This is a genomic window from Hymenobacter ruricola, from assembly GCF_015694525.1.
GTDB classification, from domain to species: Bacteria; Bacteroidota; Bacteroidia; order Cytophagales; family Hymenobacteraceae; genus Hymenobacter; species Hymenobacter ruricola.
This window is the reverse complement of sequence record NZ_JADQDM010000001.1, coordinates 722,748-738,845: the sequence shown is the minus strand read 5'-3', so window position 1 is coordinate 738,845 and position 16,098 is coordinate 722,748. Positions and strand designations below refer to the sequence as shown.

Sequence of the window (16,098 nt, the reverse complement as noted above, 5' to 3'; positions counted from 1 at the left end):
ACTTTGTAGTTCGCGTCCCCGCGCCGTGTGGCGTCGTTCCGGGACGCGAATCATAACGTTCGCGCTACTTCTTGTTTCAACTTCTCGCTTACCTCCGCTTCTGGCTGCGTTCGGGCAATGCCCACGGGCTGCATTCGCCCTTCGTGTTCGGCCTCTACACCTCCGTGGTGCGCCACACGGGCATTTATAGGACCTACGCCGCCGTGGAAGTGCGGCGCCAGCAGCTATTAAATAGCGCCGCCCGCATCAGCGTCACCGATTTTGGAGCGGGCTCGCACACCGGCGCCGGCCGGCAGCGCCGCGTGGCCGACATCGCCCGCACCGCCGCCAAGCCCCGGCACCTCGCGCAACTCCTGTTCCGGCTGGTCAATTACTTCCGCCCCGCCACCATCCTGGAGCTGGGCACCTCCCTGGGCCTCACCACCGCCTACCTGGCCTCGGCCGACTCGCGCAGCCGCGTTGTCACCTTCGAGGGCTGCCCCAACGTGGCCGCCGTGGCCCGCGACACCTTCGCCGCGCTGCAGCTGCGCAACATCGCCCTCATCGGGGGCAACATCGACCACACCCTGGCCCCCGCCCTCGCGGCGCTCCAAGCCCCCATCGACTTTGCCTTTTTCGATGGCAACCACCGCTACGAGCCCACCCTGCGCTACTTCGAGCTCTGCCTGGCCCACCGCACCGAAAACTCGGTTTTTGTCTTCGACGACATTCACTGGTCCGAAGACATGGAGCGTGCCTGGGAGACTATCAAAGCCCACCCCGAGGTGATGCTGACGGTGGACTTGTTTTACATCGGCCTCGTCTTCTTCCGCAGGAACCAGCCCAAGCAGCACTTCTGGCTGCGCACGTGAAATATCCGTCTGTCATCCTGAGCGCAGCGAAGGACCTTTTCACCGAAGAACGTGCAGTGGTGAGAAGGTCCTTCGCTGCGCTCAGGATGACAGACGACAAAAACGGACGCCTCTCAGAAAGCTATGGCAACTGGTTCAGTTCGACTTCGCCGCGGTCCTGAATGGCCTGCCGTACCCGCGTGAGCTTCACCAGGAGGGCTTCGAGCTGGTCGAGCGGCAGCATGTTGGCGCCGTCGGAGAGGGCGGTAGCGGGCGTGGGGTGGGTTTCGATGAACAGGCCGTCGGCGCCCACGGCAATGGCCGCTTTGGCAATGGTTTCGATGAGGGCGGGCTGGCCGCCGGTCACGCCGCTGCTTTGGTTGGGGCGCTGCAGCGAGTGCGTCACGTCCATCACCACGGGCACCTCGAACTCGCGCATGGCGGGCAGGTTGCGAAAGTCCACCACCAAATCGGAGTAGCCGAAGGAGTTGCCGCGCTCGGTGAGGATGACGTGCGGGTTGCCGGACTGCCGGATTTTGTCCACGGCCCATTTCATGGCCTCACCGCTCAGGAACTGGCCTTTTTTCACGTTCACCACCTTGCCGGTTTGGGCGGCGGCAATGAGCAAATCGGTCTGCCGGCACAGAAAGGCCGGGATTTGCAGCACGTCGACGTACTCGGCCGCCAGGGCCGCTTCGCTCGATTCGTGAATGTCCGTCACCGTGGGCACGCCAATTTCGCGCCCTACTTTTTGCAGGATGCGCAAGGCCGTTTCGTCGCCGATTCCGGTGAAGGAATCCAAGCGCGAGCGGTTGGCCTTGCGGTAGGAACCCTTGAAGATGTAGGGAATCTGCAGCTTGTCGGTGATGTGCTTGATGCGCTCGGCAATGCGCAGGGCCATGTCCTCGCCTTCGATGACGCAGGGCCCGGCCATGAGGAAAAACTGGCCGGAATTGGTGTGGCGGAAGTGCGGGAGCGTGTTGGCGAGGGCCTGGAGCATGGGGTCTTAAGTAATTAGCAGCCTATGAAATCTTAGTGACTTACAGATGATTGGTTTCATGTTAGCTCCGACTTTCGTTCGGCCAGGGCCACCTAATATTGCGAAACCAAATGGTTATGCCTACGAAAAGCAGAAGAAAGAAAAAGAACATGATGCCATCCTCAAAGGCATCGTCGTAACTAGCCGACTCATACTTTTCAGATTCAATCCGAACTCGTTCTATCGATTGGTAGATGTGGTGACCTAATACTACCAATAGCCATGCTATTACTGCCCACGCAAATCCCAGCGCGAGTTTGAAGAGTGCGAGTATGCTATGCATAGCAAAGGGGCAGTTATTGTTTCTTCAAACAAATAAACAGCTCGCGTCCCTGCCGGGGCTTGAGCGAATGGGTGGCGGTTTCGAAGTGCCGAAAATCGAAATACGGCGCAAAGTAGGCGCGGTACTCTTCCTTGCTGCCGCCAAAGGGCGGCTCCTGCACCGGGCCGAAATCGGTGTCGAACAGCAGGCCCATGAGCGTGCCGCCGGGCCGCAGCAGGTGGGCCACTTGCCGGGCGTAGGCCGGGCGCAGGCTCGGGTGGAGGGCGCAGAAGAAGGTTTGCTCCACAATCAAGTCGTAAGACGGGTCGTTGGGCAGCGCGAAGAAATCGGCCAGCAGCAGCTGCCCGGCGGGGAAGTCGGGCACGCGGGCGGCCAGGGCGCGCAGGGCTTCGGGGGCAATGTCGGCCACGAACACGTGCTGGAAACCGCGCCGGTGCAGGTACTCGGCCTCGTAGGCGCGGCCGGCGCCGGGGATGAGGATGCGCGGCTGCCGGGCCACGTCGAGCTGGTCGAAATAGGTGCGCAGCGGCGGCGTGACGCCGTGGGCGTCCCAGCCGTCGCGGCCCGAATCGTAACGGCCTTGCCAGTAGGCCGCATCGAAGGCGGGAAAAACCGTTTCCATACCGTTGAAGTATACTTGTAACTTGCCAGGGCACGGAAGTCCCCTATTTTTACGCCCAACGCCCAAAGGTACGTGCCGCACTGCGGCGGGCGCGTTGCTTTCCCTGTTGCTTTTTCGCTTAATACCTCCCGCATGGACCCGAACGAAACTCCCGAACCCCGTTCCAACAACAGCCGCGTCCTGCTTTGGGCAGCCCTCGTGCTCGTGCTCCTGGGCATCAACGGCGTTCTGTTCTACCTCAACCAGCAAAAAGGCCAGAAAAACGAGGAACTGACCACCGAAGTCCAGGCCAAAGACAGCAAGCTGCAGGAGCAAATCAAGCAATACGAGGCCCTGAAATCCGATTTTGAGCGCCAAAGCCAGGAGCTACAAGCCCTGGGCCTGAGCAACGACTCGCTGGTGGCCAAGATTGCCAGCGTGAACGCCGACCTGCTAAAGCTGCGCTCGTTCCGGGCCGGCAGCTTTTCCATTGCTCAGCAAAACCTGTTCAAGCAGCGTGCCCAGAACCTGGAAGGCCAGCTCCGCAAAAAGGACAGCGACATTGCCCAGCTGAAAAAGGACAACGAGGCCCTCTACACTGAAACTACCACTCTCAAGGAAAAGCAGAACCGGCTGACCGACACCATCAGCACGGTGGTGCGCAGCAACCGCGAGCTGAGCGAAAAAGTCGGCGTGGCCTCGCGCCTGCAGTCCGAAAACATCAAAGTGGCTATCATCACCTCCAAAAACAAGGAGAAAGAAGACGACAAAGAGGAGTTCAAGGCCAAGAAGGTGGAGAAGGTAAAAGTGACCTTTAACCTGGCCCGCAACGACGTGTCGCCGAAGGAAACCAAAGCCATCTACATGCGCATTCTGGAGCCCGACGGCGCCGCCCTCTACAACCTGAGCACGGGCGGCGGCACCTTCACCGTGGACGGCCAGGAGGCCTTCTACACCCAAAAGCAGGACGTGGTGTACGACAACAGCAAGCAGAAGCTGGAATTCGTGTACGCCAAAGGCGCCGACTACAAGAAAGGCCAGCACACCGTAGAGCTCTACGAAAGCGGCCAGTTGATGGGCAAAACCACGTTCACGCTGAAGTAATCTGAACCGCAGATTGTCGCAGATTTAACGGATAAGAACGGATTCAACCGGCGCTTAGCGCCCGAATTCTTCTGGCAGTTTTAACAAAAAAAGCCGCTTCAGTAACTGAAGCGGCTTTTTTGGCAACAGGCGCCGGGGGTGCGCGGGCTGGTAGAAGCACGGAGCCGGGCAAGGCAGCCGACCCAACTACCACCGCAATGGGTCGTGCCCTGGCCGCAATCCTACTGTTTGCTGCCGCAATCCTATTTACTTACGCCGCAACGAGTCGTGCTCCCGCCGCAATCCTACTTCTTCCCGCCGCGATGCAACGCGATGCCGCCGCAATGCAAGTTGCCCACGACGCAATCCTATTTATCACCGCCGCGGCGCTTTTGGTGAGTGGAAAGATGCCCGGGCGAGGGTGCTGCCCTGCTGTGCTGCGCTGAAAAAAGCCCGCCGGCCTAGGCGGGAGGCGGGCTTTGCCGTTGCGGAAGCAGCACGCTACTCCACCGCCAGGCGCCGGGCCGGGCCGGCGCCGCGCAGCAGGTAGAGGCCCGCGGGCAGGCCGCGCAGGTCGAGCGCGGTTTCGGGGCCGACTGGGACGGGGTAGCGGCGCACGGCCCGGCCCAAGGCATCAGTGAGAGTGAGGGGCGCGGGGGCAGTGCCGGCGGGCAGGCGCAGGGTGGCCGCGTGGTGGGCCGGGTTGGGAAAGAGGTTGCGCGGGTTCAGGAAGCGATGTGGAATCGGCTGTTAGGGGATAATGAGGGAGGCTAGGAAACCGAGATAGGGACTGGGGCTCGGGTTGGCGAGGGTAGTAGCACCAAAGATGGTCGTAGGGCTAGAAAAGAAATGGCCCGCCACGTACATACGAGTTCCACTCACTGCTAAGGAGGTTGCTTGCTCAACGCCTATGCCGCCCGCTCTTTGTGCCCACACGAAGCGGCCCGTGCTACCATCGTCGGCAAGTTTGGCCACAAACACATCAGGAGAATAGTCGGTGTTGAGCGCATTGGTTAGGGTGGCGAGGCCAAAATCCGCTGTGGGACTGCGAAAATCACCCGCCACATACACGCTGGTGCCGCTCACAGCCATCGTGCGGGCAATGTCGACGCCTACGCCGCCGGCCCTTTGTGCCCACACGAAGCGACCGGCGTCGGTGAGTTTGGCCACAAATAGGTCGGTAGTCCCTGCACTGGTAAGAACAGCCGGACCGAAGGCCACGGTAGAGCTGCCAAAATACCCGGTTACGTACACACTGGACCCACTCACGGCCAGGGCAGTGGCTTGCTCCTTATTTGGTCCTCCGGTCCGTTGCGCCCATACGAAGCGGCCCGTATTGCCCGCATCGGTAAGCCGGGCCACAAATACGTCATTGCCACCCGCAGTAGTCAAGGTGGCTGAACCGAAGGCTGCCGTGGGGCTACTGAAATAGCCTGCCACATACACACTGGTTCCGCTTACGGCCAGGGCGGTAGCTTGGTCAACGCTTGTGCCGCCGGCCTGCTGCGCCCACACGAAGCGACCTGTGCTACCCGCATCCGTGAGCTTGGCCACGAAAATGTTGATAAAGCCTGCATTGGTCAGGGTAGCCGGACCAAAGCCGGCGGTACGGCCGTGGAAATACCCCGCTACGTATACACTGCTGCCGTTCACGGCCAGCGCGCTGACATCGGCAGCAGACGTACTACCGGCCTGTTGCACCCACACAAAGTGGCCTTTACTGCCCGCATCTGCCAGCTTGGCCACGAATAAGTTGCCCATTTCCGCATTGGTCAGGGCTAGGGTGCCGAAGCTAGCGGTGGAGCCGGAGAAGCTTCCGGTAGGGTGCCGAAGCTAGCGGTGGAGCCGGAGAAGCTTCCGGTCACGTACACGCTGGTTTTGTTTACAGCCAGCGCGGTAGCGGCATCGTAGCCCGTGCCGCCGGCCTGCTGCGCCCACACGAACTGGTTGCTGACAGGGCTGAATTTGGCTACGAACACATCATTATCTCCCAGGCTTGTGAGCATGGTACTGCCCAGCACCACCGTATTCCTGAATTTTCCGGCCAAATACACGTTGCCCGCCGCATCGACGGCCGTGGCCGTCACAACCGAGTAATTGTTCGCCGCTGCCGCCGTAGCCGTGGCCACCGCCCGCGCCGACTGCCAGGCCGGGGGGGCCTGGGCGGCGGCCGGAAGGCTTAGAGCCAAAAGAAACAAAGCCACCAGGGTGCGAAGCAGCGCGGCGGGAGGTAGAGTGGAAAAGTTGACCATAGAAAAAGGAAATGAAAGTTCAGACAGGACGCAATATAAAAGAGGGAGCCGGACGAATCCCGCTCCCTCTTTCGCTTTGATTAACAGCGACGTTTAGCCCGCCGCACTCGTCTTCTCAAACTCGTCCAGCTTGGCCAGCGTGGCGCTGATGTTCTCGGTGAAGATGACGCCAACGCCGCCCTGCGGCGTGTGCTGCAGCAGGTGGTCGATGGCGTCGGGCTCGTGTTCGATGTAGGTGATTTTCAACTCCGGCTTGTCGAGGCGCAGGCCGCGCTCCATGATGTCGCGCAGGAACTCGGCCGACTTGCCGCGCAGGTCGCGGTCTTGGCGCAGAATCACCTCGTCGAAGATGCGGCCGGCGATGCGGGCGAAGCCCAGCGTGTCCTCATCGCGCCGGTCGCCCAGGCCCGACACGATGCCGATTTTGCGGGTGGCCGGCGTGGCGGCCATGAACTCGGCAAATTTGGTGATGCCGGCCGTGTTGTGGGCGTAGTCCACGATGACTTCAAAGTCCGGGAAATTGTAGCTGTTCATCCGGCCCGGCGTTTTGGTGGCCGACGGGATGAAGGTGCGCAGGGCCGTCTTGATGTCGTCCTTGTCGAATCCAGCCAGGTAGCCGGCCAGGGCGGCGGCCAGGCTATTCTCGATGTTGAAGCCCGCGCGCCCGCCCAGGGTCACCGGAAACTCGGCGGCCCGGTCAATGCGCAGCTTGTAGCTGTTGCGGTAGATGGTGACGTAGCCTTCCTCGTACACCGCGGCCACCCCGCCGGCCTCCACGTGCTCCTGGATGCGGGGGTTGTCGTCGCGCATGCTGAACAAGGCCACGCGGCAGTCCACGGTGCGGGCCATGGCGTACACCAAGTCGTCGTCGGCGTTGAGCACGGCCCAGCCGTTTTTGCGCACCGTGCGGGGCAACACACCCTTTACGGCCGCCATCTCCTCCACGGTGTAGATGTCGCGCAGGCCCAGGTGGTCGGCGGCTACGTTGGTCACCACCGCAATGTCGCAGGTGTGAAAGCCCAGGCCCGAGCGCAACATGCCGCCGCGGGCGGTTTCCAGCACGGCGTAGTTCACGGTGGGGTCCTTCAGCACGAACTCGGCGCTTTGGCCGCCGGTGCAGTCGCCTTTCTGCAGCTGCACGCCCTGAATGTAGATGCCGTCGGTGGTGGTGAAGCCCACTTTGTAGCCCTTGCTGGCCACCATGTGCGCAATCAGGCGCGTGGTGGTGGTTTTGCCGTTGGTGCCCGTGATGGCAATGATGGGAATGCGGCCCGACGAGCCGGGCGGAAACAGCATGTCGACCACCGGCGCGGCCACGTTGCGCGGCAGGCCCTCGGCCGGCGAGATGTGCATGCGGAAGCCCGGCGCGGCGTTCACCTCAATCACGGCGCCGCGGCTTTCGTTGAGCGGCACGGCAATGTCGGTAGCCATCAGGTCGATGCCGCAAATATCCAGGCCCACGATGCCGGCCACCCGCTCGGCCAGCAGCACGTTGTAGGGGTGCATCTGGTCGGTCACGTCGGAGGCCGTGCCGCCGGTGCTGATGTTGGCCGTGCTTTTCAAATACAGCGTTTCGCCGGCTGGCAGCACCGATTCCAGCGTCAAGTCGCGGGCTTCGAGGATGTCCATGGTGTGCTTGTCGGCCTTGATGCTGGTGAGCACCTTTTCGTGGCCGATGCCCCGCCGCGGGTCTTTGTTCACCTCGTCGATGAGCTGCTGAATGGTGCTGCGGCCGTCGCCGGTCACGGCGGCCGGCGTGCGCTTAGCGGCCGCAATCAGCTTGCCGTTCACCACCAGCAGGCGGAAATCGAAGCCCTCGATGAATTGCTCCACAATCACGGCGCGCGAATATTCCTGCGCGGCTTTGAGGCCGGCGGCGGCCCCCTCCCAGTTCATGATGCGGATGGTGGCGCCCTTGCCGTGGTTGCCGTCGAGCGGCTTGGTCACGATGGGGAAGCCCAGTTCGTCAATGGCGTCGCGCAGCCCGTCTTCCGAGTACACGGTGGTGCCGCGCGGCACGGGCACGCCCGCGTCGTTGAGCATGGCCTTGGTGCGGTTCTTATTGCCGGCCACTTCCACGCCCGCGTGCGAGGTGTAGCTGGTGGTGGTGGCCCAGATGCGCTTCTGGTTCACGCCGTAGCCCAGCTGGATGATGTTGCTATTCTTAAGCGCGATGTATGGAATGTTGCGCGAAGCGGCCTCGGCCACAATGCTGTAGGTACTGGGCCCGATGAACTCGTCCTCCCGGATTTCGTGCAGCTCGTCGATAATGGGCTTGAGGTTCACGTCTTCCTGCTTGCACAGGGCTTCTACAATCTCCACGGCGGCCTGGGCGGCGCGGCGGCCGGCCCGCTCTTCCTGGTAGGCAAACACCACGTACTCCACGCCGTCTTCGCGGGCCGGGTAGCTTTTGCCCCAGTACACGGGCATGCCGGCCATGCGCTGCAGCTCCAGCGCCACGTGCTGAATGACGTGGCCCAGCGGCTCGCCGTCGTTGAGCTGGTCCTCGTTCAGGGGCGGGTGCTTCGGCGACTGCCGGCCGCTGATGCCGCCCGGCTGCGGCTGCCCAATCTTGGGAAACAACTCCATGAACTTGGCCGGCAGTTCCGGAATGGCGTTCGACCACGAGCCGGCAAACTCTTCCAGGTCCACCTTTGTCACGATGAGCTTGGTGTGCTTCACGGACCAGTAGCTGGGCCCGCGCATGGTCCGAATGTCAATAATCTTCATAAGGGGTCGGGGTGGTGAGGGTAGGTTTCAGCCGAAAGTACGGACCCTCGGCTCGCTTGCCTACGAAAGGTAGGGATAATGCGGCCTAAAACTCAGAAACAAAGTTTTTGCGGGCGAAAGCGCCTCCCCTACCCGCAGCAAGCGCGGTTTTCCAGGCAATTTGGCAAGTCAACGAGCCAGTTTTATCAACAGGCTGAAGCCTATATTTCGTAACGGCGATTTCCTCAGCTTCTTTTGGCGGACTGAGCTCATGCCGGGCCGGCGCCGGGCGACGGTTGCTGTGCCCGCGGAGCAACCGATACGCTACCGCTTATCCTCCTGCGGTTTGAAACTGCCCGAATAAATCTGCTGTAAGATGGCGCGCCCCACCAGCGGGCGGTAGTGCGCGTCTTCGTAATAATTGCCGGCCTGCGCGGTGAAGGCATTAGCGCCGCTAAAATCGTGAATGGCGGAGGCCCCAAAAACCCGCTTTAAAACCGCCAAATCGGCAGGATTAAGCTGTTTTTGATTAAACAGCGGACTAATAACGAAGTGGTAACGGGTTTGGTGACGGGCGAAAATGGCGCGAATGGCTACCAGTTGCCGCAACTGAGCCGGGCCGATAACCGCCGCTGAAACCCCGGGCCGGCGAGCCGCTTTGAGCCGTTCATTACGAGCATAAAAGTCCAGCGAATCCCGCCTGATTTCCTCGTTCAGTTCCGGCAGCACCAAGTCATTGGTCACCGGGTCGTAGTAGATGCGGCGGCTTTCGAGCAGGCCCCTCATGCCGGGCCGGAATTTTCCCGTCAGCCGCAGCCGGATGAACTGATAGAAGAACAAGTTGGATAAATAGGCCTTCACAAAAGCTCCCTGAAAGCGCAGCCGGGAGCTGCCCGTGGTGCGCGGGTCTTTGCGCAGCAGGTGGGCCGCCGTGTCGTGCGTCTGCTCCAGCAGGTCGGCATCGCCAACGATGAGCACGTTTTTCAGCCTGGCCCCGTGCTGCTCCAGAAACTGCAGCTTTTTCCAGACCCCGTATAGGGACTCGCTCGAAGCATCGTAGTGAAACGCCGCGGTGTCGTGAATGTACGGCTCCCAATCGCGCACCAGAAAGGCCATGGTGCGCGAATCGCCCAGAATGAAAGAGTGGTGGGGCCGCCGCTCGTAGGTGTTCAGGTACATCTGCGTGCTGGTGTAGTCGCGGTTCGGCACGGCCACCAGGCGCTGGTCGAAGGTGGCATACCGGCGTAGCACCCGAAACGGGTCCAGCACCAGATAGCTGACCAGAATGGCCACCAGCGGCAGGCTGAGCAGCAGCACTTTGCGCAGCAGCCGGCCACTGCCACGAGCGGAAGAACGAGAAGTATCGGCCACGTTCGGGTAGTGGGCTTAGAATTGAAAGTAGATGAACCGGATGTTCTCGTAAGCCCCCAGCAAGGCAATGCTGAGCACAATGCCGTAGTAAATAGCCCAGCGCACCGGCGCGGCCTGCTGCCCCAGCCACGCGTTGAGGGAAACGTGCCGCTGCGCTTTTTCCACCAGAAACAGCAGCGGCACGGCCAGCAACAGGGTCATCCACTGCGGGAAGGGGTACAGCACGCGCACCGTATACCAGCCCGTAAAGGCCTGCTCGTGCCACACGGCCGCCGCGGGCTTCAGGAGGTGGGTGATGATGTAGACGGCGTCGTGGAGCCCGTTGGCGCGGAAAAATATCCAGGCAAACGTCACCAGTGCGTAAGTAAACGCGAGGTTGAGCCAGGGATGATTCAAAAAGCGCAGGCCCAGCTGTTCAATGAGCTGGCTACGGCTTTTCTGGGTGAGCTTCCCGACGACCAGGTAAGCGCCGTGCAGGGCACCCCAGGCCAGAAACGTCCAGTTGGCCCCGTGCCAGAGGCCGCTCACCACGAACACAAAAAACAAGTTGAAACACGCCCGTGGCAGCGCCACCCGGCTGCCGCCGAGCGGAAGATATAAGTAGTCCCGAAACCAGCCGGACAGCGACATGTGCCAGCGCCGCCAAAACTCCGCGATGCTCGTGGCAAAGTAGGGCCGGTCGAAATTCTGGCGCAGCTCGAAGCCCATCACCCGGGCCGCGCCCAGCGCCATGTCGGAATAGCCCGAAAAGTCGCAGTAAATCTGAATGGAGAAAAACACCGTGGCCACCAGCAGCGGCAGCCCCTGAAAATGGCGCGGCTGGTTATACACCTCGTTGACCAGGTACGCCAAGCGGTCGGCAATCACCACTTTTTTGAATAAGCCCCACGCCATCAGGCGCAAGCCGCTCACCACACGCGGGTAGTCAAAATGCTTTTCTTCGTGAAATTGCGGCAGCATGTGCTGCGGCCGCTCGATGGGCCCGGCCACGAGCTGTGGGTAAAATAGCACGTACAGCGCATAAATCCCGAAATGCCGCTCGGCCGGGTAGCGGCCCCGGTACACCTCAATGGTGTAGCTCATGGCCTGAAACGTGTGAAACGAGAGCCCAATGGGCAGCACGAGCCCCAGCAAAGGCAGCGACGCAGCCGGGTTGCTCAGGTGCAGCAGCCCGTTCATGTTGCCAATGAAGAAGTTGTAGTATTTGAAAACCGCCAGCACCCCCAGGTTGGCCGCCAGGCTCAGGGCCAGGTAAAACCGGCGTTGCCTCCCCTGGGCGTTTTCAATAAAAATACCGGCGCCGTAATCGATGACAATGGTCAGGAGCAGGATAAGAATGTAGGCCGGGATAAAGGCCATGTAAAACACGCAGCTGGCCAGCAGCAGCCACCACCACCGGTGCCGGTGCGGCAGCAGGAAGTACAGAACCGTTACGACTGGAAAGAAAATCAGGAATTCGAACGAGTTGAATAGCATAAGTTTCTGCCCCTGATTGCACCGCTACCAAACTTCAGATAAGCCGCTCAACCGCCTTGCCCAACAAAGCAACAAGCCGTAAAAGCGTGGAAGCCCCTGTCCCATCAGCGCTACGTTTAAACCTTAGCAGCGCCCAAACGCAACAAGCGCGACTGTTTAGTGAATTAATGGCATTCCTGTCCAGTTGGCTCAGCCATATGGCACCTCTATTGTACCTAAAAAGCGGAATCCCCTTGTAAACGCATGGCTTACAAGGGGATTCTGTCAATTTAAAGAGGCAACGAGCGGATTCGAACCGCTGTAGGAGGTTTTGCAGACCTCTACCTAGCCACTCGGTCACGTTGCCAGTAGTGGGCTTTTGGGACCGCAAAGGTAGGCAGCCCGTTTGGCGTAGGCAAGGCACCGGCATAAAAAAAGCCCCGGCTGCAACGCCGGGGCTTTCTTCATTACGCTAACTCAGCTGAGCACTAGGCTTTGGCTTCGTCGTCCTTTTTGTCGGCGTCGTCGCCGGCAATCAGGTCTTTGGCTTTGTCCACCAAGTCGCCGGCCACTTCCGAAGCCTTCGCGAAGGCATCCGAGTGCGTCACAGCGTCCACAGCGTCCGAAGCAGCGTGCTTCACGGTGTCGAGAGCAGCCGAAGCGGCACCGGCAATGCCAGCCAGCAGGCCACCTTCGGCGGGAGCGTCAGCAGCGGGAGCTTCTTCAGCGGCCGGAGCAGCCTCAGCAGCGGGAGCGGCTTCGGCCTTGGGAGCCTTGGCAGCGGCGGCGAGCTTCTGCTCACCAGCCTTGCGTTCGTTGCCCATCATCTGGTCGCGCAGGGCGCTCAGCGCGTCGAGGTCGCCGAGGGTCGACTTCTCTTCGGTCTTTTTCAGGTCGCTGATTTTGCCTTCGCCCTGGGTGTCGCCACCTTTGGCGTTGGTTTTCTTCTTGAACTTGGCGTTGCGGCTGTCGTCCTCAGCGGCGGCTTCTTTGTTGTAAACAGCCGTGTGCGAGAGCACAATGCGGCGGTCGTCCTTCGAGAACTCCGTTACGCGGAAGTCAAGCGACTCACCGTTCTCGGCGGTCGTGCCATCTTCCTTCACCAACGACTTGGGGTAAGCGAAGCCCTCGATGCCGTAAGGCAATTCGAGTACTGCGCCACGCTCCGACTTCTCGGTGATGGTAGCCTTGTGTACCGAGCCGGGGGTGAACACCGTCTGGAAGGTATCCCAGGGGTTTTCTTCCAGCTGCTTGTGGCCCAAGGCCAGGCGACGGGCGCCCAGGTCCAGCTCCAGTACCACTACATCGAGCTTGTCGCCCACCTTCACCATTTCGGAGGGGTGCTTGATTTTCTTGGTCCACGACAGGTCCGACACGTGCACGAGACCGTCCACACCCTCTTCCAGTTCTACAAACAGGCCGAAGTTGGTCAGGTTACGCACGGTACCGCTGTGCTTGGTGCCCACGGCGTAGGTGGTGGCGAAGTCGCCACGGGTCCACGGGTCTTCGGTCAGTTGCTTGATGCCGAGGCTCATCTTGCGGTCTTCGCGGTCGAGCGTCAGAATCTGCGCTTCTACCGTGTCGCCCTGCTTGATAAAGTCCTGCGGGTTGCGCAGGTGCTGGCTCCAGCTCATTTCCGAAACGTGGATGAGGCCTTCCACACCGGGTACCACTTCCATGAACGCGCCGTAGTCGGCCACGTTCACGATGCGGCCCGATACTTTGGAGCCCGGCTGCAGGTCGGCCGGCAGCGAATCCCACGGGTGGGGCGTCAGCTGCTTCAGGCCCAGCGAAATACGCTTCTTGGCTTCGTCGAAGTCCAGCACCACGATGTTCAGCTTCTGGTCCAGGGTCAGCACTTCGCTCGGGTGAGCGATGCGGCCCCACGAGATGTCCGTGATGTGCAGCAGACCGTCGACACCGCCGAGGTCGATGAACACGCCGAAGTTGGTCATGTTCTTGATGTTGCCTTCCAGAATCTGGCCTTTTTCGAGGTTGTTCAGGATGGCCTCACGCTGCTTCTCGAGGTCTTTCTCGATGAGTACTTTGTGCGAAACCACGACGTTGTCGAAAGCGGAGTTGATTTTCACCACTTTCACTTCCATGCGACGGCCCACATAAATGTCGAAGTCGCGGATGGGCTTCACGTCGATTTGCGAGCCGGGCAGGAAGGCTTCCACGCCGTCGAGCTCCATGATGAGGCCGCCTTTGGTGCGACGCTTCACTACGCCTTCCAGAATCGTATCCAATTCCAGAGCGTCGTAAATAGCCTTCCAGGCCTGCTTGATTTTGGCTTTCTTGCGGCTCAGGATAAGCTGGCCGTTAGCATCTTCCTGGTCTTCGATGAACACCTCCACCTCGTCGCCGATTTTCAGGTCGGGCAGGTCGCGGAATTCGGTGATGGACACCAGACCATCGGATTTGAAGCCGATGTTCAGGATAACGTCGCGGTCGGTGATGCCTACCACGGTGCCTTTCACCACTTCTTCTTCCTGTACGGTCGTCAGGGTGTCGCCGTACATTTTCTCCATCTCAGCGCGCTGGTCCGAAGAATAATTGCCGCCGAAGCCGGTCGCTCCAACGTTGTCCCAATCAAAATCGTCAACTAATTCAGTTGCCATACTTGTGTGCGGGCTCCAGTGTAAAAACGCAGCGGCCGAAGCCCGGGCTGCTACGCCGTTGCTTTTGAACCTCTTGCCGTTAGGGCGCAAGGCCCGCCACCTTGGCGGGGCCGCAAAGGTACGGATTATGAGGCGGTTTTGCTAACACTGATTCGCAATGCCTGCCGTTCAAAGCGTTTCAAGACAGTTGAGTTAAGCAAGGCGTTTCAGGAATGCTTCGGCAGAAAATACGCGCACGCTGGGAAAGCCAGCAGCACCAAGCCCATCAAAATGCCGGTCGTTGCTGACGAGGTAATCGGCGTTGCCGGCTACGTAGGCATCGACAAACTTTTGGTCATCGGGGTCGATAAAGGGCAGACGCCAGTGGTAACGCACCTCGTGGCGGCTGACGTTTCGCAGGTTGCTTAACGCTTCGAGTACGCTGTGCGCCACAACGGCGCCATTACGTTGGGTCAGAATTTCTTCGTATTCGAGCAGGATGCCTGTGCTCACTACCAATGTCAACTGCTCTCGCAGCAAGGCGTCGAAAACCGGGCGGAATGGTGAGCGGCGCCCAATGCTAACCAGCAAAACGTTGGTATCCAGAACTACCCTCATGCGGCATGGCGGCCGTGGGCGGTGCGCAGGTGTTCGCGCACCCAATTATGCATTGTTTCAGCGGTCCAGCCATTTTTATCCCATTGCTCGTCCACCAAATCAGCAGCCCGTTCGGCATAATACAGGCCGATAAGGTGACGGATATCAGCAGCTTCTTCTGGCGGCACCGGCCGCTGCAACAGGGCCTGCAAATCTGCAGGCCCTGGCAAAGATGCAGCCTGATGATTAACAATATCAAGATTAATCAGCACCAACCGTTGAATCTGGTCTTGGCTTAGTTCGACGGAATCGGGGAGCAGAATGGTTACAGCTTTCATGAGCGAGTCACTTATAATCAAATTTACGAAAAAGCAACTGTAAACCGGTCTAGCCGCGTAAGGAGAACGGTAACATTTCACCCAAAACACCTTACTCTAATGGCTTATATCAAAGCAGGTAACGACACGGCCGGCAACCCGGTTAATATTTTCTACGAAGACTGGGGGCAGGGCGCCCCGGTGGTGCTCATCCACGGCTGGCCGCTCGACCACACCATGTGGGAGCACCAGGCCATTGGGCTGGCCAAGGCCGGCCTGCGCGTCATTGCCTACGACCGGCGCGGGTTCGGCCGCTCCTCCCGCCCCTGGACGGGCTACGACTACGACACGATGGCGGCCGACCTCAACGCCCTGCTCGAAGAGTTGGATTTGAACCAGGTGACGCTGGTGGGCTTCTCGATGGGCGGCGGCGAAATTGCCCGCTACCTCGGCACCTACGGCGACAAGCGCATTGCCCGCGTGGCTTTCGTGAGCGCCGTAACGCCCTTTATGCTCAAGACCGACAACAACCCGGAGGGCGTGCCCCAAAAGGTATTCGACGAAATGGCCGACGGCATGAAGCAGGACCGGTTTGACTTCCTGCAAACCTTCGCCAAGAGCTTCTACGGCGTGGGCATGATTAGCCACCCGGTGAGCCAGGGCGTGCTGGACTGGAATTTCACGGTGGCCTCGCTGGCGGCGCCGAATGCCACGCGCGACTGCGCGGTGGCTTTTTCCAGCACCGATTTCCGGGCCGACTTGTCCGAAATCAAAGTGCCGACGCTGGTGATTCACGGCGACGCTGATGCGACGGTGCCCTTTGAGGCCAGCGGCGAGCGCACGGCCAAGATGATTCCGCAGGCAGAACTGAAGGTGTATAAGGGCGCGCCGCACGGCCTATTCTTTACTGACAAAGACCAATTGACGACGGATTTGCTGTCGTTTGTGGGCCGCTAGTTTT

The 16,098-nt window shown here is 60.3% G+C and carries 14 protein-coding genes and 1 tRNA gene; 3 read left to right on the top strand and 12 right to left on the bottom strand.

Annotation, left to right across the window (positions count from 1 at the left end; all coding sequences use genetic code 11):
* Positions 1 to 71 precede the first annotated feature (71 nt).
* Positions 72 to 851, top strand: coding sequence for an O-methyltransferase (locus tag I2H31_RS03270; RefSeq protein ID WP_196291556.1), 780 nt, complete (start codon positions 72 to 74; stop codon positions 849 to 851).
* A 121-nt stretch (positions 852 to 972) separates the two neighbouring features.
* Here the strand turns inward: I2H31_RS03270 and kdsA are convergent, their stop codons facing one another.
* Positions 973 to 1,830: a 3-deoxy-8-phosphooctulonate synthase gene (gene kdsA, locus I2H31_RS03265; protein WP_196291555.1), complete on the bottom strand. Its 858-nt coding sequence runs from the start codon at positions 1,828 to 1,830 to the stop codon at positions 973 to 975.
* Positions 1,831 to 2,165: 335 nt separating this feature from the next.
* Entirely contained in the window at positions 2,166 to 2,774 is a 609-nt protein-coding gene (locus I2H31_RS03260; protein WP_196291554.1) for a methyltransferase domain-containing protein, read from the bottom strand.
* Between the two features lie 132 nt (positions 2,775 to 2,906).
* Here I2H31_RS03260 and I2H31_RS03255 point away from each other — a divergent pair, with 132 nt between their 5' ends.
* Complete coding sequence (locus tag I2H31_RS03255) at positions 2,907 to 3,857, top strand: hypothetical protein (RefSeq protein WP_196291553.1); 951 nt, start codon at positions 2,907 to 2,909, stop codon at positions 3,855 to 3,857.
* A gap of 480 nt (positions 3,858 to 4,337) precedes the next feature.
* Here I2H31_RS03255 and I2H31_RS03250 read toward each other — a convergent pair whose 3' ends face one another.
* The 10 genes from I2H31_RS03250 to I2H31_RS03205 all read right to left on the bottom strand — a co-directional run bounded on the left by I2H31_RS03250 (position 4,338) and on the right by I2H31_RS03205 (position 15,158).
* Positions 4,338 to 4,565: a T9SS type A sorting domain-containing protein gene (locus I2H31_RS03250; RefSeq protein ID WP_262895756.1), complete on the bottom strand. Its 228-nt coding sequence runs from the start codon at positions 4,563 to 4,565 to the stop codon at positions 4,338 to 4,340.
* A gap of 21 nt (positions 4,566 to 4,586) precedes the next feature.
* Positions 4,587 to 5,597 carry a hypothetical protein gene (locus tag I2H31_RS03245; protein WP_196291552.1) on the bottom strand — a complete coding sequence of 337 codons (1,011 nt, stop codon included), beginning with the start codon at positions 5,595 to 5,597 and terminating at the stop codon, positions 4,587 to 4,589.
* A gap of 17 nt (positions 5,598 to 5,614) precedes the next feature.
* Positions 5,615 to 6,088 carry a hypothetical protein gene (locus I2H31_RS03240; protein WP_196291551.1) on the bottom strand — a complete coding sequence of 158 codons (474 nt, stop codon included), beginning with the start codon at positions 6,086 to 6,088 and terminating at the stop codon, positions 5,615 to 5,617.
* A gap of 93 nt (positions 6,089 to 6,181) precedes the next feature.
* The gene (gene cphA, locus I2H31_RS03235; RefSeq protein WP_196291550.1) at positions 6,182 to 8,818 is read right to left on the bottom strand and encodes a cyanophycin synthetase; all 2,637 of its coding nucleotides are present in this window, start codon (positions 8,816 to 8,818) and stop codon (positions 6,182 to 6,184) included.
* 303 nt (positions 8,819 to 9,121) lie between these two features.
* Positions 9,122 to 10,168, bottom strand: a complete 1,047-nt coding sequence (locus I2H31_RS03230; RefSeq protein WP_196291549.1) for a hypothetical protein — start codon at positions 10,166 to 10,168, stop codon at positions 9,122 to 9,124.
* A gap of 15 nt (positions 10,169 to 10,183) precedes the next feature.
* Positions 10,184 to 11,644 carry an MBOAT family O-acyltransferase gene (locus tag I2H31_RS03225; protein ID WP_196291548.1) on the bottom strand — a complete coding sequence of 487 codons (1,461 nt, stop codon included), beginning with the start codon at positions 11,642 to 11,644 and terminating at the stop codon, positions 10,184 to 10,186.
* A 275-nt stretch (positions 11,645 to 11,919) separates the two neighbouring features.
* Positions 11,920 to 11,990: transfer RNA gene (locus tag I2H31_RS03220), tRNA-Cys, on the bottom strand.
* Between the two features lie 121 nt (positions 11,991 to 12,111).
* Positions 12,112 to 14,244 (bottom strand): 30S ribosomal protein S1, encoded by a 2,133-nt coding sequence (gene rpsA, locus I2H31_RS03215; protein ID WP_230687408.1) that lies wholly within the window; start codon positions 14,242 to 14,244, stop codon positions 12,112 to 12,114.
* A 192-nt stretch (positions 14,245 to 14,436) separates the two neighbouring features.
* Positions 14,437 to 14,841 carry a putative toxin-antitoxin system toxin component, PIN family gene (locus tag I2H31_RS03210; protein ID WP_196291547.1) on the bottom strand — a complete coding sequence of 135 codons (405 nt, stop codon included), beginning with the start codon at positions 14,839 to 14,841 and terminating at the stop codon, positions 14,437 to 14,439.
* A complete protein-coding gene (locus I2H31_RS03205) occupies positions 14,838 to 15,158 on the bottom strand; it encodes a hypothetical protein (RefSeq protein WP_196291546.1) in 321 nt (106 codons plus the stop codon). Before I2H31_RS03205 ends, I2H31_RS03210 begins: the two co-directional genes overlap by 4 nt.
* 99 nt (positions 15,159 to 15,257) lie before the next feature.
* Here I2H31_RS03205 and I2H31_RS03200 point away from each other — a divergent pair, with 99 nt between their 5' ends.
* Positions 15,258 to 16,094 carry an alpha/beta fold hydrolase gene (locus tag I2H31_RS03200; RefSeq protein ID WP_196291545.1) on the top strand — a complete coding sequence of 279 codons (837 nt, stop codon included), beginning with the start codon at positions 15,258 to 15,260 and terminating at the stop codon, positions 16,092 to 16,094.
* Positions 16,095 to 16,098: the final 4 nt, after the last annotated feature.

What these genes read in the sequence shown, in the direction of transcription:
- I2H31_RS03245 (WP_196291552.1), bottom strand. Translation starts at nt 5,597, where the DNA reads ATGGGCAACTTATTCGTGGCCAAGCTGGCAGATGCGGGCAGTAAAGGC.
- kdsA (WP_196291555.1), bottom strand. Translation starts at nt 1,830, where the DNA reads ATGCTCCAGGCCCTCGCCAACACGCTCCCGCACTTCCGCCACACCAAT.
- I2H31_RS03205 (WP_196291546.1), bottom strand. Translation starts at nt 15,158, where the DNA reads ATGAAAGCTGTAACCATTCTGCTCCCCGATTCCGTCGAACTAAGCCAA.
- rpsA (WP_230687408.1), bottom strand. Translation starts at nt 14,244, where the DNA reads ATGGCAACTGAATTAGTTGACGATTTTGATTGGGACAACGTTGGAGCG.
- I2H31_RS03240 (WP_196291551.1), bottom strand. Translation starts at nt 6,088, where the DNA reads ATGGTCAACTTTTCCACTCTACCTCCCGCCGCGCTGCTTCGCACCCTG.
- I2H31_RS03200 (WP_196291545.1), top strand. Translation starts at nt 15,258, where the DNA reads ATGGCTTATATCAAAGCAGGTAACGACACGGCCGGCAACCCGGTTAAT.
- I2H31_RS03225 (WP_196291548.1), bottom strand. Translation starts at nt 11,644, where the DNA reads ATGCTATTCAACTCGTTCGAATTCCTGATTTTCTTTCCAGTCGTAACG.
- I2H31_RS03260 (WP_196291554.1), bottom strand. Translation starts at nt 2,774, where the DNA reads ATGGAAACGGTTTTTCCCGCCTTCGATGCGGCCTACTGGCAAGGCCGT.
- I2H31_RS03255 (WP_196291553.1), top strand. Translation starts at nt 2,907, where the DNA reads ATGGACCCGAACGAAACTCCCGAACCCCGTTCCAACAACAGCCGCGTC.
- I2H31_RS03210 (WP_196291547.1), bottom strand. Translation starts at nt 14,841, where the DNA reads ATGAGGGTAGTTCTGGATACCAACGTTTTGCTGGTTAGCATTGGGCGC.
- cphA (WP_196291550.1), bottom strand. Translation starts at nt 8,818, where the DNA reads ATGAAGATTATTGACATTCGGACCATGCGCGGGCCCAGCTACTGGTCC.